Source organism: Calyptranema fuscum S582 (assembly GCF_055793305.1).
This window is the reverse complement of the sequence record NZ_JBSLYH010000029.1, coordinates 33,186-54,467: the sequence shown is the minus strand read 5'-3', so window position 1 is coordinate 54,467 and position 21,282 is coordinate 33,186. Positions and strand designations below refer to the sequence as shown.

Sequence of the window (21,282 nt, the reverse complement as noted above, 5' to 3'; positions counted from 1 at the left end):
TCACCCCTATTTATTGAGGGTTAGCGGATTAATCCCAGGGATCTGGTAAGACTTCACGGATAGGGAAGCCAATGCCTTTGCTGGCAGTGACCTCGATATAAATATGTTCTAAGCGCACAGGCTGACGGGAAATCGAATCGATCGCAATGCCATCAAATCGATGGATAATTTCCCTCAGTTCTAGCAACTCCGGAATCCAAAACACCAGGTCAGACCCATAGCGTCTGGGGGTAAAGCCGCACTGTTGCCCACGGGCGATCGCGGCATCTTCATCGGGGGTTTGTACCACGACCACTTCTTCTGCCGGAATCCGCAGCCGCAATTCGGGTAACGTTCCTTGCACCAACAGTTGCCCGCCTTTGAGAATGCCAATGTGCTGACACAGTCGCTCCGCTTCTTCTAACAAGTGAGTGGTAAGCAGGGTGGTAATGCCCTGTTCCTTGAGTTGCCGGATAAATTCCCAAATTTCGTAGCGAGCTTCGATATCAAGTCCCGTAGTGGGTTCATCCAAAATCACCAATTTGGGTTGGTGCACCAGGGCGATCGCAATACTCAACCGCCGCTTCATGCCACCACTCAGCGTTTCGACGGGACTATTGGCGCGATCGAGCAAATTAACCGCTTCCAGACAGGTTTGGATGCGTTGGGTATGGAGCGATCGCGGTACGCCATAGATGCGAGCAAAAAACGCTAGATTTTCCTGACAGGTCAGCGATCGGTATAACAAATTTTCTTGCGGAACCACGCCAATTAAGGCTTTGGTCTGTTGCGACACAGGGCGATCGTTGACCATAACGCTGCCGCTGTCTGCCTTGAGCAAATTGCAAATGATATTAATCGTCGTCGTTTTGCCTGCACCATTGGGACCCAGTAGCCCGTAGACCTCTCCTGCAAGAATCGATAGACTCAAATCTTGCAAAACCTGACGCCCTCCATAGGCTTTGTTGAGCTTCTCGATATGCAGCATGGTTTACAGCCTCCTTTCAACCCAGAGCATTCGTTGATAAGACAGCCACCCACCCCCAACCATCGCTCCTGCAAACAACACTAAGAACCAAAAGTGAGGGGCGATCGCCTGCCAATCATCACTCTTAAGCAACACCCCACTGAGCGCTTCGGTCATGTGATAAATCGGGTTAAATGCTGCTAAATCCAGCAGAATTTGGGGAAACAACGAGGTCGGTAAAAACGCCCCGCCCAAAATCAACAAGGGCACCCCAAACGCTGCCACCAGGGCATTGACATCCTCTGTCCGACGGGCAAACTGGGTGCCCAAAATAAAGCCTACCCCCACATATGCCACAATACTCAGCACAATAATCAAACCAGCTAACCAGAGTGCACCCTCCAGGGGTGCCCCCATCACCGCCGCCAGCAGAAACACCATCAACGTTTGCCCAATCCCAATACAGGCGTGAGCGACAAAAATGCCCAGGAAATAAGACGTGCCACTGAGCGGAGAGATAAACAACCGCTTCAGAGTTTGTTGCTCTCGCTCGGATACAACGGTTGCCACACTGCCCCCCAGGCAGCTAAAAAATAGGGCTGCTCCTACAAGGGTGGGTGGTGCGGCATTTTGAAACGCTTCAGCCGTCGAAATTTGGGCTCGTTCTTGCAGAATACTGCCATTGAGCAACAGCACCAAAACCGGAAAAATCACCCAAAAAATGAGCGATCGCCGTCGCCGTCCCAATTCAATTAAAATTCGTTGCGCTACTGCCAGCGTTTCCCACCAATACTTATCCAACGCTCAACACACTCCAGTTTGCTGACCCAGTGGTAAAGATTAAATCCAATTTTGTTTGAGAGAGCGATGGCAACGCCATCGCTCTCTCAAACAAAATTACGGGTTGACGACTCTGTAATCCTTAGATTAATCCAGTAAGATTACTTACGATTCCTTACACTACACCTTAACATCCGGATTTTAGCCACACATTGTGTCTGCCTGTTTCTTCAGGGACGTTGCCCCAGCGTGATTGAAGCCACGCCAACGGTTGCCCCGAACAGCATCCTGTTTTATCTGCTACAAGTGTAGAGGACTCCGGAGAACCCCTTAGATTGGAATAATGGCAACGATTCATCCCGAAGAAATTGATTTAGCACAATTTATTGACCATGCGCTGCTCAACCCCCTGGCTACCCCAGACAACGTCATCCAGTGGTGCGGTGAAGCCGAACGTTTTGGGTTTGCTACCGTCTGTGTTTACCCGGTTCATGTCCGGCAAGCAGTCGAACTGCTGCACAACAAAGCTCCTAAAGTATGTACGGTGATTGGCTTTCCCTGCGGTGCCACGACATCGTCTGTCAAACTCTACGAAGCCCAGGAAGCGGCTGAAAATGGAGCTACCGAGTTAGATGTGGTGCTCAATCTGGGTTGGCTGCGGGCGGGCAAAGTTGAAGAAGTCCATAAAGAAATCGCGGCAATCTGCGATACCACGGGGCAAACAGTTAAAGCGATTCTGGAAACGAATTTATTGACCGATCGAGAGAAAAAAATAGCCGCTGATATTTGCATTGATGCGGGGGTGACGTTTCTTAAGACCTGCACCGGCTGGAACGGAGGTGCTACCGTTGCCGATGTTCGTTTGCTAAAGGAAATTAGCCGCGATCGCATTGAGATTAAAGCCTCTGGGGGGATTCGCACGGCTGCCCAAGCGATTGACTTAATCCTGGCAGGTGCCAGCCGCCTGGGGACATCTCGGGGTCCCGACCTGATCCGCGATCGCGACACCGCAACCGGGGAAGAAAGGGATAATGGGGAGACGAGTCAGAAATGAAAGGTTCGTTATTCTGATGAAGCCGGGCAGCGTTCGACTGAGCCGATGTCGATATCTTGCCTGCTTGGGTAGGGATACCCACCCTATGGGAGGTTAAATCTATGCTCTTTAAGATCGTAGATTGAATAGAGTTGAAGATTGATATCTATAGCAAGGGTCGGCTTTACAAGTTGTTTTTTCGTGCGTAAAGCGCACGAAAAAACAACCCTCTTAGCGAGTTTTAAAACGTTCCCTAGAGTTCTGGGTAGTCTCCATTGCTGACGGGTACGCGGTAGCCTTCATTTCCCTGACTTCTTGCCCTTGCTCTCCCCTTTTCCCTATGGCAGCTAGTTACACCGCGACGGGTATTAATCTCAAAGCTATACCAATGGGTGAGTCCGATCGCCTGTTGACGGTGCTGACCCAGGAATTTGGTTTAATCCGGGCGATCGCTCCCGGTTCTCGCAAGCATCAGTCGAGCTTACGAGGTCGGAGTGAGTTGTTTGTGGTCAATCGGTTGCTGATCGTCAAAGGGCGCAGCCTGGACAAAATTATTCAGGCAGAGAGTCTAGAATCTTACACAAAATTGAGTCAAGACTTGCGCAAACTGACGGCTAGTCAATACCTGGCAGAGTTAACCTTGTCTCAGGCGCTCACCGATCATCCCCAGGAAGAGTTATTTTGCTTACTGAGAGAACATTTAAGGCGACTGGAAGCATTACCCGCTTCGGTTTCCCTGGCGTGCCTGGTGCATGCCATCTTTCATTTGCTCGTGTTGGCGGGTCTAGCGCCTCGCGTCCATGCTTGCTGCATTACCCAAGACCCGTTAGAACCCAATTTTGTCGATCCGGCGTGGCGAGTCGGGTTTAGTTCGGCAGCAGGAGGAACAGTTGACTTTAGCCAAAGAGATCAGTTCCTTTCAGGCAAATCTGCGCGTTCCCACGTAGGATCAAAGAGAGACAGAACGAATGGGACTTCTTTGCCGATCCGTCAGGGTCGCAGTTCAGAAGGGGCGATCGCCTATGCCACTGACTCCACTCCGCGCCCGGTTGCGGATCAGTTTGTTCAACTCACAGCAACCGAACTGGCTTTGTTACAACAATTGTCAAAGCCTGACCTGATCCAACCCGATGGCACGTTGTTTTATCCGTCAGACATTCCCTTCATGCAAATTCCGCCCGATCAAGCCTGGCTGGGCATTGAGCGGATTTTAAGACGGTATGCCCAATATCATCTGGAATGTCCGATTCGTTCAGCAGCCCTGGTTGAGACCTGTTTTTCATCGTCATCCCCATCTCCTTGAATCATGATGCAACGGTTCGACTCAGACTTGCCCACTTCTTCCCCCAGGCTTCATTCCGTGAGCCAAATGGGGTCAAGCAATGTGACTGTGTTTAAAATGGAAGGCGATCGCCCTCTCAATTCTGATCGACCTGAAGCCCAATCTACGATTCCAGGATATGCATCATCGAGATTGCCTTATGTTGGAACCGAGAACCGCGTCTATTCATCTGAAAAGATAGACGAGTTCATTCCGTCCTCGACTCCGACTGCCAACGGAAATACCCCTTCATCTAGAAACGTCTTGACCCCAAGTAAACAGTTCCCGGTTTCATCCGATCCTGCTGCCAATGCGCCTGCTCAAGTCCAAGATATCCCGACTAGTTCACCGTTATCTCAATCGTCAGAACCATCAGCCCTGGAGGAGCGATCCCTGCAACCGCAGGAGAGAGCAGTGGCGACGAATAAGCCGTGGGTTGAAACTTCGCCAACCGAGGCTCTGACTGTCTCTAGCAATGGCAGTCCCGGTACAGACATCATAGACAATGCCACACCAGAGGCAGAACCCGATACCGAACCAGCCAATGCCGAACTGGGCGATATCCCGGAAGAAGCGGAACATGGCTTTTTACCCGTCTTAAAAAATCGAGATTTTCTAGCACTGTGGGCAGGGCAGGTTTTTTCGCAGTTAGCGGATAAAGTCTACCTGGTGCTGATGATCATGCTGATCGATACCCAATTTCAAGCCGCCGGACAAACGATCAGCGGTTGGGTGTCTTCGATCATGATTGCGTTTACTATCCCAGCCGTTTTGTTTGGCTCAATTGCCGGGGTTTATGTCGATCACTGGCCCAAAAAAGCTGTGCTGGTTGCCACTAACTTATTGCGGGGCGTTTTAGTGCTGGCACTGCCAGCGTTATTGTGGATTTCCAATGGCTGGTCGCCTTTTGGCAGCATTCCGATTGGGTTTGCGATTTTGCTGGGTGTGACCTTTTTGGTTTCGACGCTCACCCAATTTTTTGCCCCCGCCGAGCAAGCCACGATTCCGTTAATTGTCGATCGCCGTCATTTGCTCTCTGCCAATTCGTTATACACAACGACGATGATGGCATCGGTGATCATTGGGTTTGCGGTGGGCGAACCGTTGCTGGCGATCGCCGATCATTTATTTTCGTTGATCAGTCCCAGTAGCCCCGATATTGGTAAAGAACTGTTGGTCGGTATCAGCTATGCGATCGCCGGATTGCTGCTGCTGCTAATGCGCACCCACGAAAAAGCAGACGAAGAAGAGCAGCCCCCTCCGCATGTCTGGGATAACATCCGCGATGGCTTGCGCTATCTGGGGCAACAACCGCAAGTGCGAGCAGCCCTGATCCAACTGGTGATTTTGTTCTCTCTGTTTGCGGCTCTGGCAGTACTGGCAGTGCGTCTGGCAGAAGTGATGCCCGCTTTAAAGTCGTCCCAATTTGGCTTCCTATTGGCAGCGGGTGGGGTTGGCATGGCGATCGGTGCCTTTTTCATCGGTCATGGCGGACAACGGTTTTCCAGGACGCAATTAAGCCTTTACGGCTCGCTCGGCGTAGCAGGCTCGTTAGCTGCCCTCTCCCTATTTACCCATCAACTCTTCCCGTCCCTCGCCATCCTTGTTTGCCTGGGAGCCTTTGCGGCAATGGTGGGCATTCCCATGCAAACGACTATCCAGGAACATACGCCCGTCGAGATGCGGGGTAAAGTATTTGGGTTACAAAACAATGCGATTAATGTTGCCCTGAGTTTGCCGCTGGCATTGGCAGGGTTAGCCGAAACGTATTTGGGGTTAACGGTTGTATTTCTCGGCTTGGGGGCGATCGCGATCGCCGGTACTATTCTGACTCGCTCAATTACTCGGCAGGGATCAAGTCAATCCGTATCTTGAAAGACTACAATTCTTATGATTAAGTTAATTATTTTTTCAATTACTAACGAATTACTTAAATGCATATTGCTTGGCTAGGGAAAAAATCACCATTTTGTGGCAATGTCACCTATGGTCGAGAAGTTACAAATGCGCTGCTAGATCGGGGATATCAAGTCAGCTTCCTGCACTTTGCCCAAGAAGAAGCAGCCATAGTTAGCCCGCATGACGTACAAGAAGTTTCTCTCCCCTTCCTGTTCAAGTCACAGATCTACACGATTCCCTCACTCCGCTCCAGTAAGGTTCTGATCCAGTCTTTGCGGCAGCTTAAGCCCGATCTGGTGCATGCGTCTTTGACCCTATCGCCCCTGGATTTTGTGCTGCCAGAGATTTGTGAAGAGCTGAATATTCCTCTTGTTGCTACGTTCCATCCTCCGTTCGATCGTCGTCGCCGCAACCTGACATCGGGCACCCAGCACCTGATGTATCAGCTTTACGCGCCCTTTCTGGCAAACTATAACCGGGTGATTGTGTTCTCCCAAATTCAGCGCGATCTGCTGGTCAAATTGGGTGTACCCAAAGAGCGAGTTGCCGTCATTCCCAATGGGGTCGATACCGATAAATATTCCCCCGGTCTCTCTCGGCTGAAAACAGAGTTAAATGCCCAGCGTATTTTTGTCTATCAGGGTCGGATTGCCCCTGAAAAAAATGTAGAAGCATTGCTCAAAGCCTGGAAAAACTCGGAAATGGGCAACCATAGCAAGTTGGTCATTGTGGGTAATGGTCCTTTAGTGCCAACGCTCTCGGCTTTTTATGGCGCAGAACACGGCATCATCTGGTTGGGGTTTGTGGCAGATGAGCAACGACGGATTGAAATCTTACGCGGAGCCGATGTATTTGTCTTGCCGTCTCTGGTTGAAGGGCTATCTCTGTCGCTGTTAGAAGCGATGGCGTGCGGCTCAGCCTGCCTTGCCACGGATGCGGGTGCCGATGGTGAAGTTTTAGAAGACGGTGCCGGAATCATTCTCAGCACTAACCGCACCTATACCCAACTGCAAACCTTACTGCCTTTATTCAACGATCATCCCGAATTAACGACTCTGCTGGGCAAAAAAGCCCGACAACGGGCATTAGACCGCTATACCCTAACTCGTAACATTACCCATTTAGAAGAGCTTTATAGCCAGATATTGAGAGAACAACGGGTCTACTCAAGTCGCTCCGTATAAATCCATGAAATCCATTAAACGGGTGAGCCGCGCAACGCGCGGCTCACCCGTTTAATTCATTCCTCATGGGACGAGACTGTGGCACCTTTGCCAAGCTGAGCCTATGCCATGATATGTTTGGCAATGCCTTCAACGATCTTGCTGAGTGGGTGTTCTGGGAATTTCACAGAAAAAATGCCCTTACTGGCAAGCACCATCATTTCGTCCGAATGGGGTAGAACACCGACCACATCTGCGCCGTAAGTTTCTTCTACCTGTGCTTTTAGCTGATTGAAGTCAAACACGGTTGGGGCTTTATTCACAACCATCAACAGCTTAGGAACTTCCAGCTTACGTGCCACATCTACCGTTACCGCCGTTCCTTGATAGTCTTGCTGGTCAGGTCGTAAGATCAATACCAAAATGTCAGAAATAGTAATGGATAATAGTGTTTCTTCATTTAGCCCAGGGTGGGTGTCAATGAATAAATAATCTAGATTCAGGTCTTCGACCAGATCTTGAAAGCCTTCATTGAGTAGCCCGACATCGTAGCCTTCTCGTAAGACTCGTGCGATTTCACCCGCTTTAACGCTAGACGGCACCAGGAAAACTTTACTCCGTTCCATCAGCTTGCCTTCAAGCACTGAGGTAACATCGTACGCCACGTCAGAAATGCGACGACGACCCCAGAGGTAATCGTTCAACGAGCGATCGATACTATCTTCATCAAAACCGAACAAGACATGAATACCCGGCGATTGGATATCAGTATCAACAATACCCACTCGATACCCATATCGAGCAACTGTTGCAGCCAGATTTGCGGTTGAGTTGGATTTTCCAGTTCCACCCCGATAGGAGTGAATGGAAACAATCTTGGGCATGGTGTACCTCTAACGGTGACCGTTACTAAATTACTACGTTAACCAGTCTGAAAGTGTTAAGTCTATAAGTTTTGTGCAGATTTTCGGCTGTCAAGGGAATACTCAAAACGACTTTGCGAATAGAGACGCGATTGGGTAACTAAATCTATAGCTCTACGCATTAGCCATAACACGTTGGAACAAAAGGATGTGAGCTATGCCCCATGTAGAGGTAGACCCATTGCACCCCGTCTTAAAATAGTGGGCGATCGCCATATCTCTTGATTTTGCGCATATAGATTTTGCTCATATAGAATGCTCAAGTTACCAAAATCGCCACTTTCATCTTGAAGTACTTCTACCATGCCTCTTTCCCAACGCTCCTGTCATCCTGACCGTCCGGCAATTTGGACGGATGTGCCCATTCACCAGTGGAATGATTGGCAATGGCAACTCAGCAATCGTTTGAACGCGGTTGAGGAGTTAGCAGAAATTATTAATTTAACAGATGAAGAGGTACAGGGTTTAGAGGCAACGGATAAATTCCGGGTTGATATTACCCCTTACTTTGCCAGTTTAATCAACCCGACGGATCCCCAGTGTCCAATTCGCAGGCAAATCATTCCATTAGGGCGCGAGTTAGATGCATTTGAGGGGATGCAAGCCGATAGTTTGGCAGAAGATTTGCACAGCCCCGTGCCGGGGTTGATCCATCGCTATCCCGATCGCGTGTTGATGTTAGTCACCACCCACTGCGCCAGTTATTGCCGCTATTGCACCCGCAGTCGCATTGTGGGTGATTTAGACATGACGTTTAAGAAAGCTGACTTAGAACGTCAATTAGACTACATCCGGCGATCGCCCCAGGTGCGAGATGTGTTGTTGAGTGGGGGGGATCCGCTGACCTTGTCGCCCATTTTACTGGACTATATTTTGTCGAGTTTAAGGGCGATCGCCCATGTTGAAATCATTCGCATTGGCACGAGAGTGCCGGTGTTTCTGCCACAACGAATTACCGACGAACTGTGTGAGATGTTGCGGGGCTATCATCCGCTGTGGATGAACTTGCACATCAACCATCCCGACGAAATCACCCCCGAATTGAGTCAGGCATTAGCCAAATTGGCGGATGCAGGCATTCCGTTAGGCAATCAGAGTGTGTTGTTAGCGGGGATCAATGACAGCTTAGAGATTCAGCGTGAATTGGTGCATAAACTGGTGCGCAATCGGGTGCGTCCGTATTACCTTTATCAATGTGATTTGGTCAAAGGAGCCGGACATTTTCGTACCACCGTTGCCAGAGGCATCGAGATTATGGAAGGACTGCGGGGGCATACCAGTGGGTATGCCATTCCTACCTACGTAATTGATATGCCCGGTGGGGGTGGCAAAGTGCCTGTTTCACCCCAGTATTTAATTAGCCAGGGTGCCAATAAGGTCGTGTTGCGCAACTATGAGGGCTATGTCGCGGTTTATCATGAGCCTGAAACCTACGATCCTCACGCGATCGCCCGCCAGGAGCATCGACCCAAACCAGAGCCAGTGAGTCCGTCTGTTGGGGTATCCGGGTTGCTGCAAGGACAGGTAGCCCAAATTAAGCCTGAAGGCTTTGACCAGAGCCACCAACGATTGCCCAACGATGATATTGAGGCGTAATAGACTGGGACAATGGATGGCATAGCAGATTGGCAACAACACGCAGAGGATGCGCTGATACAGGGGCGGTTGCCAGAGGCAGCGACCTATTATCAACACTGCATTGAGTTACAGCCAGAAACCGTTTCATACTATTGGCGGTTAGGGTTAGCGCTGTTTTTGCAAGGAGAAGAGTTGGAGGCTGAAGCCGTTTGGCTGACGGTGCTGGCTTCTGATGCCGCAGATGGGGCTGACATGGTAAACCACTGGACGGCTGAGTTAATTGATGTGCTGGCTCAGGCTGCCCGGATGCAAACGTCGCTCTCTCAACAAGAACGGCTCTACCGGCAAATTGTGCAACTCGACCCCAATTACGATGCGGGTTGGCACCATTTAGCGCAAGTGCTATTTCAGCAAGGACGATTGGAAGATGCGATCGCCTGTTTTCAGGAGATTTTAGAACGTCATCCCGATGACCCTGCGCTTTACAACAATTTGGGGGTGGTGTTGGAGTATCAGGGCAATATAGAAGCCGCGATCGCCTGTTACCAAAAAGTAGTTGCGATTGATCCAGGTAATTTTCAGGCTTGCTTTAACCTGGGTCATGCCTTTGAACAGCATAACCAGATAGAATCGGCGATCGCCTGCTATCAGCAAGTGATTCATCTCAATCCCAGCCATCTTCCAGCCCGCTATAACCTGGGGCTGTTGCTCGACCGTCAGGGACAATTAGAGGCAGCGATCGCCTGTTATCGGCAGTTACTTGCGCTCGACCCCAACAATAGCCGTGCCCATAATTATTTAGGGTTTGTGTTGCATCAGCAGGGTGCTTTATCCGAGGCGATCGCCTGTTATCAAGCTGCTCTGGCGCTGAATCCAGATGATGCCGAAGCCCATTGGAACTATTCTCTACTGCTGCTCCAGCAAGGTGATTTGGCACAGGGGTTTGCCGAATTTGAATGGCGGTGGCACTTACCTGACCTTGCTCCCAGTCCTTTTGCGCAACCTCTGTGGGATGGTTCCGACCTGACCGGCAAAACTATTCTGTTGTATAGCGAATATGGATTTGGCGATACTATCCAATTTGTTCGTTACGCACCCCTGGTGAAAGCCCAGGGGGGACGGGTGATTTTGCAGTGTCAACCGTCGTTGCTGCGCTTGCTCAAAACCGTTGCAGGTATCGATCAACTGATTTCGTCCGAGGCAGATTTACCTCCCTTCGATGTCCAGGCACCGTTGATGAGCCTGCCTGCAATTTTAGGTACAACCTTAGCTACCGTTCCTGACCAGATCCCCTATTTGAAAGCCACGGATACGTTTCAGCTTGACCTGCCAACCGCACTTGTGGAATCGGCAGCGTTTAACCACCAGTCCCTGGCTGATGGCTTCTCCGAACCCCCTTCATCGCCACGCTTGAATATTGGCATCGTCTGGGCAGGCAATCCCCAATACAAACGCGATCGCAGTCGCTCCTCTGCCCTCTCGTTTTTTCTGCCGCTGTTTCAGGTGCCTGGGCTGGCATTTTATAGCTTACAAAAGGGCGATCGCGAGCGAGATCTAGCCGAACTAAGTCCGATTGCCTCGGAATCTCAATGGCAACGCATTGCACCGATTTATAATCTGGCTCCGCATCTTACTGATTTTGCCGACACTGCCGCCGCGATCGCCCAACTCGATCTGGTGATTACCACGGATACGGCTGTGGCTCACCTGGCAGGTGCCTTGGGTCGTCCTGTGTGGTTGCTGTTATCTTGCCTGCCCGATTGGCGGTGGCTGTTAGATCGAGACGATAGTCCCTGGTATCCCACCATGCGCCTTTTTCGTCAGCGATCGCATGGAGATTGGATCGGGGTCTTGGCTGATGTAAAGCAAGCGTTGCAAGCATTCCAGTGACCGGCTTCGGCATCGAATGAAGATTCTGTGTTCACATTGGGTTTAAGCGGCATAATGCTTAGTGAGTATTGCTTGGTATCGGGATGAAGTTGAACGTGAAACCCAAGGTTTCACGTTCAACTTCATCCCAAACTCAGCAACGCTTGTTTAGTGTGATGTGATGTGTTTGCAGCGGCTATGTCGGACCTAGAACCCGTGCTATTTCAAGAATTCCCCAACCCGAATGAAGGGCAAGTCGGTTTGCGATCGCCTGATCAATTAACGGTTTTGGGATCGCCGGTGCATTTGCTGAATAACTATGAAGATTGGCTGATCGCTCAGTTGCAGCATCGACAGGGTGTTCATGTGGTGACGCTGAATGCAGAGATGTCGATGCAAGCGGAACAAAACCCACAACTGGCAACCATTATTCGCCAGGCTGAATTGGTCATTCCCGATGGCGCAGGCATTGTTCTCTATCTCCGGTTTCGTGGCAAGCGGGTCAATCGCTGTCCGGGGATTGAGTTAGCAGAAGCGTTACTGGCTCGCTCTGTGTCCCTTGCCTCAGCAGATGCCACCCCTAACTCTGTGTTTTTCTATGGCGGCGCACCCGGCACCAGTCAAGCCGCTGCTACCGCCTGGCAACAACGGGCACCCGGAATTGCGATCGCAGGCGCGCAGCACGGTTACCTGAGCGAAACCGAGCAAAACGCTTTACAACAAACCCTAAAAGATTTGCAACCCAGCATTATTCTGGTAGGGTTGGGTGTACCCAGACAAGAATTTTGGATTGCAGACAATCGCCACCTCTGCCCCAAGTCGATTTGGATTGGCGTGGGCGGTAGTTTTGATATTTGGTCTGGGCAAAAGGTACGTGCGCCGGAATGGTTGCGCAATAACCATCTGGAATGGGTGTATCGGCTGTATCAAGAACCTTGGCGTTGGCGCAGAATGTTGGCGTTGCCCAAATTTGCTATACGGGCATTACTCTATTCGCCCCGTTCAGACCAAAACCGATCCAAAAAATGATGCGAAGCATAGACTTCATCAAATCTAGATCGGCTCTTTTATAGAATGACGCGCTAGTGCTTTGCCAGCGTTAACGTTGAGGATTGTCGATCTCTAATTGTGCTGCCTAAGACCTCGGAGGTTTCTTAAACCTCCGAGGTCTAAAATCTCCCCATCACCCCACATCTGAGCGTTGATAACGCACTAGTTTGCAATTCTCTTAACATAAGGTGACTTAAGAACCGACAACCACTACAATTAGCGGTCGTATCAGGCGTTGTTCCATAGTTTAAACTTGCCATCCTGAAATTCTTGCTCTAACCCACTTGCAAACTTTATGGCACAAAGCATCAGCGAAAGACCTCCCCTCACGTCTCCCGTTTATCAAGGCGTTTTTCAACGACCCCCACAGGCTGAAGAAGCTATCTTTGGTAATACTCCTCAAGTTCGTGCCAATGCGAACGTTATCATCAGGTTGCAGCAAGTTTCCAAACTCTATGCCAATGGCAGCAAGGCATTAGCCGACGTTAATCTCCAGATTCGCAAAGGAGATTTTTTGTTTGTTACTGGTCCCTCGGGGTCGGGTAAATCGACGTTATTAAAACTTCTCTACGGTGCCGAACGTCCCACACAAGGGGAAGTCATTGTGGATACCCATGAACTTTCTAAGTTGCGGGGGAATAAGTTATCGATGTTGCGTCGTCGGATCGGGGTGGTGTTTCAGGATTACAAACTGATTCCACGTCGAACGGTGTCTGAGAATGTGGCGTTTGTGCTGTGGGCACAGGGCTTTACGCGCAAGGAAATCCACCGGCGATTGGTACCTACGTTAAAAATGGTGGGTTTGCAGGATAAGACCAACTGTTTTCCGGATGAGCTATCGGGCGGCGAGCAGCAACGAGTCAGTATTGCCCGAGCCATTGTTAGTACCCCGCCGATTTTGCTGGCAGATGAGCCGACCGGAAATCTGGATGCAGACAACTCCTGGCAGGTGATTAAGATTCTCAAAAAACTCAACTCCATCGGCATCACGGTCATTGTCACGACTCATGATGAACATCTGGTGCGGTTATCGAATCATCCGGTCGTGCAGCTTCGCAATGGACGACTGTATCATTCAAAATATTAGGATGACAAATTAAACAAAATTTGGCAGATGTAGTGTTGGCAGCGCGGCAAACGATTTAATAGTCGATCTGATACCGATTTAAACAGACTCCATGGCACATCGATCTAGTGTAAGGGCGCATCGCGATGCGCCCCTACGGTATCTGATGCGATCGCTAATTAAATTGGTATGATTTAATCCACGATCCCAAGCTCTTACAGGATGAGATGACTGCGGCACAAAATCTATCAGAATTATTGGTGTGGGTGCCGCGCTTCGCGCGGCACCCACACCAATTTCGTGGCTGGATCAAGTAATGTCGAATTCTTTTCTAAACTATGCCGAGGGATCTGTTTCTTATTGCAAACGGATTGCGGTTCCCGTCGCTGTAATAAGTAGGAGAACACCTGTTTCGTCGATGTTGATTGTCCCTGTATCTAACTCAATCCCTACGACGGCATTCGCACCCAAGAGTTCGGCTCGTTTTTCTAATTCTGCGATCGCCTCTCGTTGACCTTTTTCGAACACTCGCTCATAGCTGGCGGTGCGTCCACCAATAACATCTCGGATGCCAGCGAAGAAATCTCGTAACACGTTGCTGCCATACACCACTTCTGCGGTGACAATGCCAAGGTAAGCTTCGACAACTCCACCTTGAATGACATCTGTTGTTGATAAAATCATGCTTTGCCCTTAATATCAGCACCTATGCATTCTGGATCACTATAGCTCCAAATTTCATGGTTGTAGCGTTCAGGTTTACATTCCAACTCATACCAGGATTCAGCAATGCCAGAAATGTGGGCATGATGGAATAGGCTTATAGCAATTTTCGATAGCTTAAGCTACGGGGTTTTTTGTTGTGTGCTGCGCTCTGCGCGGCATACAACAAAACAATAAACCTATCCAGGCGCGAAGCGCTATACCCGTGATTTGAAGTTGATCGCATCCTCACCAGTCCACTCAATTAAACGGCTTGGAGGGGGTTCACCCCATCTCCCCGGTTGTACACGTTAGTGTTTGCACCACTAGATTTATTTAAGGAGTAATCCGGAAGGTTGACCGTGAATAGACACATCTTACTGACTGCCAGCACATTCCTGTTCTTTGGCGCGATCGCCATCCCTCCAGTCGCTTTGGCACAAACAGCGACAAGCCCAGCACCAACGTCACCCATATTGCTGGCTCAAAATGCGAATCAGCAAGTCAATGACTTAATTCGTCGAGGGCGGGAACAGGTCGATGCGGGTAGTTATGCCGACGCGATCGCCACTTACCAAGAGGCAGCACGACTCCAACCTGATAACGCCCGAATTTTTTCTGGCATCGGCTTTTTGCAAGCCCGTCAGGGCAACTTTCAAGCTGCCGTCGATGCCTATCAACAGGCGATCGCGCTCGATTCTAGCAATGCTAGTTTTTTCTATGCCCTGGGCTTTAGCAAAGCCAATTTAGGCGATTATTCGGGAGCCACCCAAGCGTATGAACAGGCGACCCAGCTGGATCCAAACAATGTGGATGCCTTTTTAGGCTTGGGCGTTGTCCGTACCCGCCAGCACGATTATGACGGTGCGCTTGCGGCTTATCAACGAGTCGTCACCCTCCGTCCCAATAACCCCCAAGTGTATGAATTTATGGGGGCAGTTTATATCCAAGAACAACGCTTTCAGGAAGCGGTCGGGGTGCTGCGGCAAGCCGCCAATCTGTCTCCCCGAACAGGTAGCATCCAGTTGAACCTGGGGATTGCCTTGATGAGTTTGGGCAATATCAACGAAGGGCTGAGTGCGTTAGAACAAGCTGCGGCTCTAGAACCTCGCAATGCCCAGATTCACATGCAGGTCGGTAATATTCTCAAAGCCGCAGGCAACGACGATCAGGCGCTAGCCTATTATCAACGGGCTGCTGCCGCTGCACCGACGGCACCGGAGCCTCATATGCTTCGAGGCGAAATCTTCTTGGCACGGCAAGACTTTTTACGGGCGATCGTCGAATATCGTGAAGCAGTTGTGTTAGCACCGCAAAACCCTGATCTTCACTACCAATTGGGAGTTGCCTTGCAAGGACGGGACCGAACCCAAGAGGCGATCGCCGCATTGCAACAAGCCAGAATGTTATATCAACAGCAAGGCAATACCGAAGGTGTGACCAAGGTAGAGCAAACCTTGGATGACATTCAGTAAGGTCTTCCAGTAAGGTCTTCCGGAATATCAGGTTGTTGTGATTGAAGGGCAGGAAAACCGGAAGGAATAGCCATGGCATGGTTTTTGGGGCGCAGGCAAAGCCTGCGCCCCAAAACATTAGAAACCCGCACAGTGCTATAGGAACGGGTGAGAGGGGCTATGTCACGCCCAGAGAACCATCTCCTGTATTTTCATCATTCGTTGGTTCAAATTTATTTAGCTCATTCAATCAAACGGGAAGTAACGGATCGTACTATTTATCCTTAAATAAAAAATATAATCAATCCTCTTTCTTTCGTGTGGCTTTTATGAAGGAACGATCAAATATCTACTTTTAGGTAGATATTAAACGATGTATTTCTCTGTACAGTGCTGAATAGCGTTATTAAAAAGTCAAAGATTTTTAGGGATATCGAGCTGTAAAGGGTTTTTACGGTGTCTCTCAGTTGACTAAAAGCTTGCCTCGCGAGGTTCAGCGTTTTGAGTTGATGACTGCAATGAAGCCCCCTTAGAGACGCAAAAGAGACGCAAAACGGGTGCAGCTCGTCAAAAAATTACAGGGTGATGAATGTACAGGGTGATGAATGTCAGCAAACCGCGATGGATTGAATTTGAGTCAGGAACTTTGATGCCGTTCTTATATTCAGTCCTTCCAGTGCACATGCGCTAATCACGTACCGCTTTTGAGAAATTTCGATTCTCATAAGTAACCCCTATGGTTTTTGAGCGGAGCATCTACCTTGCTACGATTCTGTCTCTATTTAAGGAAAAATTCTTGTGCTGAACCCAAAGGATTCTAAGCCGCTGCTACGCAATTGCTTCAGTAATAGTGAGAGTTATGCCGCTCGCCATCAAACGAAATCTTCGCAAGCGGATATACTACCTCAACTAGTCATGCGACAAGTCGGACTACTGCAAGGCAACGAAGGTCTTATGGCGATAACACCCATTCCTAAACTTGCTGAAACCATGAACGTCAAAATACATGACCTTACACGATTGGAAGAAGGTTTTGACTACGTCTTAGAACCTTCTTCTGATGTGAAAGAGCATGGCAAGTTTTATTTGACGGGGCAAGGTATTAATATTAAGAAAAATGAATATATTGCCTTGCGATCGCAGGCAAAGACCAAGCATTATCAAGTTGCTCAAGTTGAATACTATTCAGAGCCATCAGATATGTGTATGGTTTGTCTGGTAGAACTCAACGACTAAATTATTCCATTGCCCTTACATCAAGAAACACATTTTTTCTGAGGATGTAAGGTATTAGAAAAAAACTTTTTCTTAACCAATTGCTTAAAGGCTAACCAAAGAAAGGGAGGGATTGTGGAACTATAACGCTTCCACAGACGGCTTGGTTCCTGGATCAGACGATAGAGCCATTCCAATCCTGATTCTCTCGCCCATTGCGGCGCACGGCTTTGGATACCCGCATATACCGGGAAAGCACCCCCTAAACCGACCATCACCGCGTTGATCTTACCCCGGTGCTGAGCCATCCACTTTTCTTGCTTCGGGCATCCGAGCGAGACAAAAACGATGCCTGCGCCACTATCATTAATCTGTTGAATTAACTCTTCATCTTCCGCTGCTGTCAAAGGACGAAATGGCAACGGTTGCATACAGGCAATCTTAAGCTTAGGAAAGTCTTCCATCAGCTTGTCTTTCATTCGATCGAGAATGCTGGACTGAGACCCTACAAAGTAGACGCTGACATCTTGATGTTGAGCACGCTCACACACGGCTTGCAGAATATCTACACCTGCAACTCGGTCTTGGTTGTGAGCACCACTCAATCGCATCATCCATACTAACGGCATACCGTCTGGAGTAATCATATCTGCCTCTTTGAGCACAGAGCCAAAGTCAGATTGCCAATAGGCTTCCATGAGCATGTGGACATTAGCCACGCATACTACCCGAGTGACACGTCGCTTTGCCCATTGCAACATGGTTTCTATTTGCTCATCAAATGGTAGAGCGGTCACAGGAGAGCCAATCAGATTGAGGTTAGGTAGGCACATGTCTAGCGTTACTCCTCGTTAAGGCATTAACTCGTTTACTTCGTCTGAATACATACGATTCATAGAAAAGCCAAGAACAAAGTCTTAATGTCTTATCAAAAGCCACCTAAGCGTTAACGGCTTAATCTTAAAAAGAGTGGCAGTGGTCAATGACAGTTAAATCCTTAGCTAAAAACTGTTTCAATCAATATCAGCGTTATTTCGGACTCTAGAAAAAATATCTATATGGCTTGAAGACCCAATATTCAAATTACACAGTTAGAGACTTAGGGAATAGCTGATGCTTATTCCAGGAGTATAGTCTCATCTGCCACTGGGCTTAAGTGTTTCTACCCAAAGTTTACGGAAACTATAATCTGCTTGGGTTACTGGATATATGCTCAAACCCATAATGAATATGGAACTAGAGCGATGTAATTTTCGTAACGAGTTTAAAGTTCATGTAAACTTGGCGGCGAAATCCGTAATTGGGCTGGTACTTTTGCAGAGCTAAGTCACCTCAAATGCAGCTTTAGAAAATCTTAAGGCTGCTGAATCGATTGAATTTAGGAGCTTAGCAACTGTTAATAAAATAAGTTGCAACCCAATCGGAATCGATTTGATGGTCTGTGAAGTTACTCAGGAACAGGTTCATCAAAGCTTGAAAAAACACTCTTTTTGTAAGCAGAGTATAAATTTTTTAGGGTCAATATTGCGATCGCTCAGAAGAGTTGTTGGCAAACTTTAGCCCCTATTCTCAATTAAATCAAATAATCTTCGCTGAAAAATATTCAGAGCAATAGTATCGTTTGATACCTCTAATGAGAGTGATGTACTCAGTCCGCCGTGATTGAACTCTGATCACAGGCAATTCACAGGCAGTCTAATTCGGTATCGGTTCAAGTTTGTCGCTATGTCTTTGTGTATTTACGTGAGGACGTTGGGGTGTGAAGCCGTGCCCCACACAGGGGTTTTATCCCTGCGCCCCGTCTTCACCTGATGGCATAGTGCTACATTTTTGGGAACGCTTGCTCAGTGCTAAAATCCCATCTGCGTGAGAGAGCGGCGGCAGAGCCGCCGCTCTCTCACAGAATTACAGGTGAAGTAACGGGCAATCCTTAGCGCAGTTTGATTTTCTTTAACAGGGTTGGGACGATAGCTTTAATCCCAGATGGGGGTGTCAGCAGTTCATCAGGGATAATCTCATCGTCGTCGTCGTCAAGCGGGATCTGGTAGTGGTGATAGCTGTCGATGTAGGGCTTTTCGGTGGTGCCATTTGCCACAGCTCCTAAGATGGGGGTGCCTGCCACCCTTAAATCATCCATGGCTTGCTCTAAAAAGGATTGCTTAACTTTACCGATGCCCACCACGAGCATGAGCCCGTTGACGGCGGCGGCAACAATATAGGCATCGGCAAAGCCTAAGAGGGGGGGCGTATCGAAGATGATAAAGTCAAACTCTTTCAAACTGGTTGAAATAATATCTGCCATTTTTTGAGATGACAGCAATTTCGTCGGGTCTGGTGGAATAGGACCGGCAGTTAGAATGTACAGGTTTTCCTCAAATCGCGATCGCTGAATGGCATCTCGCAAATCTAAATCAGTTGCAATTACATGGGTTAAGCCTTTTTCGTTGCTCAGACTCAGCCGGTGGTGCAGCCGTGGACGTCGCAAATCTGCATCGACTAAAAGAACCCGTTTGCCCATTGCTGCTGCTGCCTGAGCCAAATGAACCGAAACGGTAGATTTTCCTTCGGCAGGGGTGGCTGAACTGATGGCGATCGCTCGAACCGGATGATCGGCATTGAGTAAGCGAATATTGGTAAACAGAGAGCGGAAAGATTCTAGAAACGGGATGACTTCATAGGTTGTGGCTCTACCGTTGCTAACAGTTGCCAGGGTCTGAGATGTTTGCAACCAGGTTTCAACCGCCACCCTATCGTGATTATCTTCGCTGTCCAACACCTTATTAAAAGGAATATCTCCTAACATCGGCACTGTGACAATGCGTTTGATTTCACGCGTGGTATGTAACACATTGCTCATCCGATCTAAAACTAAGGCACTGCCAACGCCTAACAGAAGTCCTAAAACTGCCCCTAAGATGAGATTGGTAACCACACTAGATGTCGAGGGCAATGGTTGCCCCGGTGGTGTCAGCAGTTCCCATGGAATTTCCCGTTGAGCCGCGTCGATCCGAAGGGCGGCTCGCTTGGATAAAAACTGACTCAAGTTTTCCGTCGCAATATCGAGTTCACGCTGAATATCGGTATATTGCCGAGAAATACCCGATAATTCTTTGACCCGTGCATTTAACTCGTTGATGGTTTGAGTAATGGCGCGATCGTGTTCTGCCAACTCACGAATCTGACCTGCCAAGTCATTTTTGACCCGTTCCCCCTCTTGTAGCAACAACGGTACCAGATTTTGGCGCTGAGATCGGAGCAGTTGAATGTTAGGGCTACCGTCAAGGAATAACGTTGAATCTTTAGCAATCTGGCTATCGATTTCGAGGAGCTGCTCTAATAAACTTTGATAACGGACGTCATTGGTTAGCACTGACGAAGCAACTGCTTCACTTGGCAATCGATCCAGTTGATTTTGTAAATCTGAATAAATAGATTGCGTCTGAGCCAGCTGAATGCGAACGTCTGATTGCTGTTGAGAAAACGTACTCAGCTGTTCAGAGAGCTGTTCACCCAGCGTATCTGGATCAATTAAGTCATACTTTAATCGCAGTTGTTGAAGTTGCTCTTGCAAGTCGTTGACCAGTTCTCGCTGTTCTGGCAATTGCGCCTCAACAAACTCAATCCCCTGGCGAACGTTAATTTGCCTGGACTCAAGACTGTATTTTAAATAGGCTTCAGCGATTAACTGAATAACCCGCTTAACGAGCTCCGGATCTTCATCTGTGTAGGAAACATCGACAATACTAAAGTCCTTACTCGTGCTTGTTACAGACAATTTTTTATAGAGTTGAACATAGGTAATGGTCGGATATTGGGTTTTCAACTCTTCGACAACAGGATCTAAAACTTTAGGACTGACTAATACTTTCAGCGTGGTGTCATCAACCACAATCGTCGAGACAGAATCCTGGCTACTCAATGTATCGGGGATCGTTGAAGTCACCTCTGTTTCTACCGTCACAGAGTGAGTCAGGAGCTGAAATTTGCCCGAATATGTAGGGGTATCGGTTAATGCTTTAATTACAGCTGCCGAAGCAACCACGGTGGTGATGCCGATAATTAAAAATAGTTTGCGCCGGAGTGCCGAGACAAGTTGACCCAGGTTCAAGCCACCCTCATCACCGTCATCGGGTTGGAGCATTCTAGACGCAAGCGATAGTTGAGAAGATTGTCCAGTCTCCATTCCTTTCCATTCCCTACATAATGTGCCTGTAACCCATCAGCTCCTGAGATAGTTTAAGTTGTAACCCATTCTGCCCAAAAACATATCAGAAGGCTGAGAC

The 21,282-nt window shown here is 48.7% G+C and carries 17 protein-coding genes; 10 read left to right on the top strand and 7 right to left on the bottom strand.

The window, feature by feature from the left end:
- Positions 1-28: 28 nt before the first annotated feature.
- Both ACR6Z4_RS19160 and ACR6Z4_RS19155 read right to left on the bottom strand, forming a co-directional pair.
- On the bottom strand, positions 29-967 hold the full coding sequence (locus tag ACR6Z4_RS19160) for an ABC transporter ATP-binding protein (protein ID WP_479718915.1): 939 nt from the start codon (positions 965-967) through the stop codon (positions 29-31).
- Between the two features lie 3 nt (positions 968-970).
- Positions 971-1,747 (bottom strand): ABC transporter permease, encoded by a 777-nt coding sequence (locus ACR6Z4_RS19155; protein ID WP_479718914.1) that lies wholly within the window; start codon positions 1,745-1,747, stop codon positions 971-973.
- Positions 1,748-2,069: 322 nt separating this feature from the next.
- Between ACR6Z4_RS19155 and deoC the strand changes: the two genes are divergently transcribed.
- From deoC to ACR6Z4_RS19135, 4 genes are all read left to right on the top strand, one after another.
- A complete protein-coding gene (gene deoC, locus ACR6Z4_RS19150) occupies positions 2,070-2,780 on the top strand; it encodes a deoxyribose-phosphate aldolase (RefSeq protein WP_479718913.1) in 711 nt (236 codons plus the stop codon).
- Positions 2,781-3,099: 319 nt separating this feature from the next.
- Positions 3,100-4,062, top strand: coding sequence for a DNA repair protein RecO (gene recO, locus ACR6Z4_RS19145; RefSeq protein ID WP_479718912.1), 963 nt, complete (start codon positions 3,100-3,102; stop codon positions 4,060-4,062).
- A gap of 81 nt (positions 4,063-4,143) precedes the next feature.
- Positions 4,144-5,955: an MFS transporter gene (locus ACR6Z4_RS19140; protein WP_479718911.1), complete on the top strand. Its 1,812-nt coding sequence runs from the start codon at positions 4,144-4,146 to the stop codon at positions 5,953-5,955.
- 59 nt (positions 5,956-6,014) lie between these two features.
- On the top strand, positions 6,015-7,163 hold the full coding sequence (locus ACR6Z4_RS19135; protein ID WP_479718910.1) for a glycosyltransferase family 4 protein: 1,149 nt from the start codon (positions 6,015-6,017) through the stop codon (positions 7,161-7,163).
- A 101-nt stretch (positions 7,164-7,264) separates the two neighbouring features.
- Here ACR6Z4_RS19135 and ACR6Z4_RS19130 read toward each other — a convergent pair whose 3' ends face one another.
- Positions 7,265-8,026, bottom strand: coding sequence for a MinD/ParA family ATP-binding protein (locus ACR6Z4_RS19130; RefSeq protein WP_479718909.1), 762 nt, complete (start codon positions 8,024-8,026; stop codon positions 7,265-7,267).
- A gap of 194 nt (positions 8,027-8,220) precedes the next feature.
- Complete coding sequence (locus ACR6Z4_RS19125) at positions 8,221-8,370, bottom strand: hypothetical protein (protein WP_479718908.1); 150 nt, start codon at positions 8,368-8,370, stop codon at positions 8,221-8,223.
- Here ACR6Z4_RS19125 and kamA point away from each other — a divergent pair.
- The 4 genes from kamA to ftsE all read left to right on the top strand — a co-directional run bounded on the left by kamA (position 8,369) and on the right by ftsE (position 13,649).
- Complete coding sequence (gene kamA / locus ACR6Z4_RS19120) at positions 8,369-9,661, top strand: lysine 2,3-aminomutase (protein WP_479718907.1); 1,293 nt, start codon at positions 8,369-8,371, stop codon at positions 9,659-9,661. The genes ACR6Z4_RS19125 and kamA overlap by 2 nt on opposite strands.
- A 12-nt stretch (positions 9,662-9,673) precedes the next feature.
- Positions 9,674-11,533, top strand: a complete 1,860-nt coding sequence (locus ACR6Z4_RS19115; protein ID WP_479718906.1) for a tetratricopeptide repeat protein — start codon at positions 9,674-9,676, stop codon at positions 11,531-11,533.
- Positions 11,534-11,710: 177 nt separating this feature from the next.
- Positions 11,711-12,541 carry a WecB/TagA/CpsF family glycosyltransferase gene (locus tag ACR6Z4_RS19110; protein ID WP_479718905.1) on the top strand — a complete coding sequence of 277 codons (831 nt, stop codon included), beginning with the start codon at positions 11,711-11,713 and terminating at the stop codon, positions 12,539-12,541.
- Between the two features lie 316 nt (positions 12,542-12,857).
- Positions 12,858-13,649 (top strand): cell division ATP-binding protein FtsE, encoded by a 792-nt coding sequence (ftsE, locus tag ACR6Z4_RS19105; RefSeq protein ID WP_479718904.1) that lies wholly within the window; start codon positions 12,858-12,860, stop codon positions 13,647-13,649.
- A gap of 336 nt (positions 13,650-13,985) precedes the next feature.
- Here ftsE and ACR6Z4_RS19100 read toward each other — a convergent pair whose 3' ends face one another.
- Positions 13,986-14,312: a YbjQ family protein gene (locus ACR6Z4_RS19100; protein WP_479718903.1), complete on the bottom strand. Its 327-nt coding sequence runs from the start codon at positions 14,310-14,312 to the stop codon at positions 13,986-13,988.
- A gap of 380 nt (positions 14,313-14,692) precedes the next feature.
- Here ACR6Z4_RS19100 and ACR6Z4_RS19095 point away from each other — a divergent pair, with 380 nt between their 5' ends.
- Both ACR6Z4_RS19095 and ACR6Z4_RS19090 read left to right on the top strand, forming a co-directional pair.
- Positions 14,693-15,805, top strand: a complete 1,113-nt coding sequence (locus ACR6Z4_RS19095; RefSeq protein ID WP_479718902.1) for a tetratricopeptide repeat protein — start codon at positions 14,693-14,695, stop codon at positions 15,803-15,805.
- Between the two features lie 777 nt (positions 15,806-16,582).
- Positions 16,583-17,020: a hypothetical protein gene (locus tag ACR6Z4_RS19090; RefSeq protein WP_479718901.1), complete on the top strand. Its 438-nt coding sequence runs from the start codon at positions 16,583-16,585 to the stop codon at positions 17,018-17,020.
- A 20-nt stretch (positions 17,021-17,040) separates the two neighbouring features.
- On the opposite strand, the gene ACR6Z4_RS19085 is transcribed toward ACR6Z4_RS19090, so the two are convergent.
- Positions 17,041-17,832 carry a WecB/TagA/CpsF family glycosyltransferase gene (locus ACR6Z4_RS19085; protein ID WP_479718900.1) on the bottom strand — a complete coding sequence of 264 codons (792 nt, stop codon included), beginning with the start codon at positions 17,830-17,832 and terminating at the stop codon, positions 17,041-17,043.
- Positions 17,833-18,929: 1,097 nt separating this feature from the next.
- Positions 18,930-21,182 (bottom strand): GumC family protein, encoded by a 2,253-nt coding sequence (locus tag ACR6Z4_RS19080; protein ID WP_479718899.1) that lies wholly within the window; start codon positions 21,180-21,182, stop codon positions 18,930-18,932.
- Positions 21,183-21,282: the final 100 nt, after the last annotated feature.

What these genes read in the sequence shown, in the direction of transcription:
- ACR6Z4_RS19115 (WP_479718906.1), top strand. Translation starts at nt 9,674, where the DNA reads ATGGATGGCATAGCAGATTGGCAACAACACGCAGAGGATGCGCTGATA.
- ACR6Z4_RS19110 (WP_479718905.1), top strand. Translation starts at nt 11,711, where the DNA reads ATGTCGGACCTAGAACCCGTGCTATTTCAAGAATTCCCCAACCCGAAT.
- ACR6Z4_RS19160 (WP_479718915.1), bottom strand. Translation starts at nt 967, where the DNA reads ATGCTGCATATCGAGAAGCTCAACAAAGCCTATGGAGGGCGTCAGGTT.
- ftsE (WP_479718904.1), top strand. Translation starts at nt 12,858, where the DNA reads ATGGCACAAAGCATCAGCGAAAGACCTCCCCTCACGTCTCCCGTTTAT.
- ACR6Z4_RS19080 (WP_479718899.1), bottom strand. Translation starts at nt 21,182, where the DNA reads ATGGAGACTGGACAATCTTCTCAACTATCGCTTGCGTCTAGAATGCTC.
- kamA (WP_479718907.1), top strand. Translation starts at nt 8,369, where the DNA reads ATGCCTCTTTCCCAACGCTCCTGTCATCCTGACCGTCCGGCAATTTGG.
- ACR6Z4_RS19130 (WP_479718909.1), bottom strand. Translation starts at nt 8,026, where the DNA reads ATGCCCAAGATTGTTTCCATTCACTCCTATCGGGGTGGAACTGGAAAA.
- deoC (WP_479718913.1), top strand. Translation starts at nt 2,070, where the DNA reads ATGGCAACGATTCATCCCGAAGAAATTGATTTAGCACAATTTATTGAC.
- ACR6Z4_RS19135 (WP_479718910.1), top strand. Translation starts at nt 6,015, where the DNA reads ATGCATATTGCTTGGCTAGGGAAAAAATCACCATTTTGTGGCAATGTC.
- ACR6Z4_RS19085 (WP_479718900.1), bottom strand. Translation starts at nt 17,832, where the DNA reads ATGTGCCTACCTAACCTCAATCTGATTGGCTCTCCTGTGACCGCTCTA.
- ACR6Z4_RS19100 (WP_479718903.1), bottom strand. Translation starts at nt 14,312, where the DNA reads ATGATTTTATCAACAACAGATGTCATTCAAGGTGGAGTTGTCGAAGCT.
- ACR6Z4_RS19125 (WP_479718908.1), bottom strand. Translation starts at nt 8,370, where the DNA reads ATGGTAGAAGTACTTCAAGATGAAAGTGGCGATTTTGGTAACTTGAGC.
- recO (WP_479718912.1), top strand. Translation starts at nt 3,100, where the DNA reads ATGGCAGCTAGTTACACCGCGACGGGTATTAATCTCAAAGCTATACCA.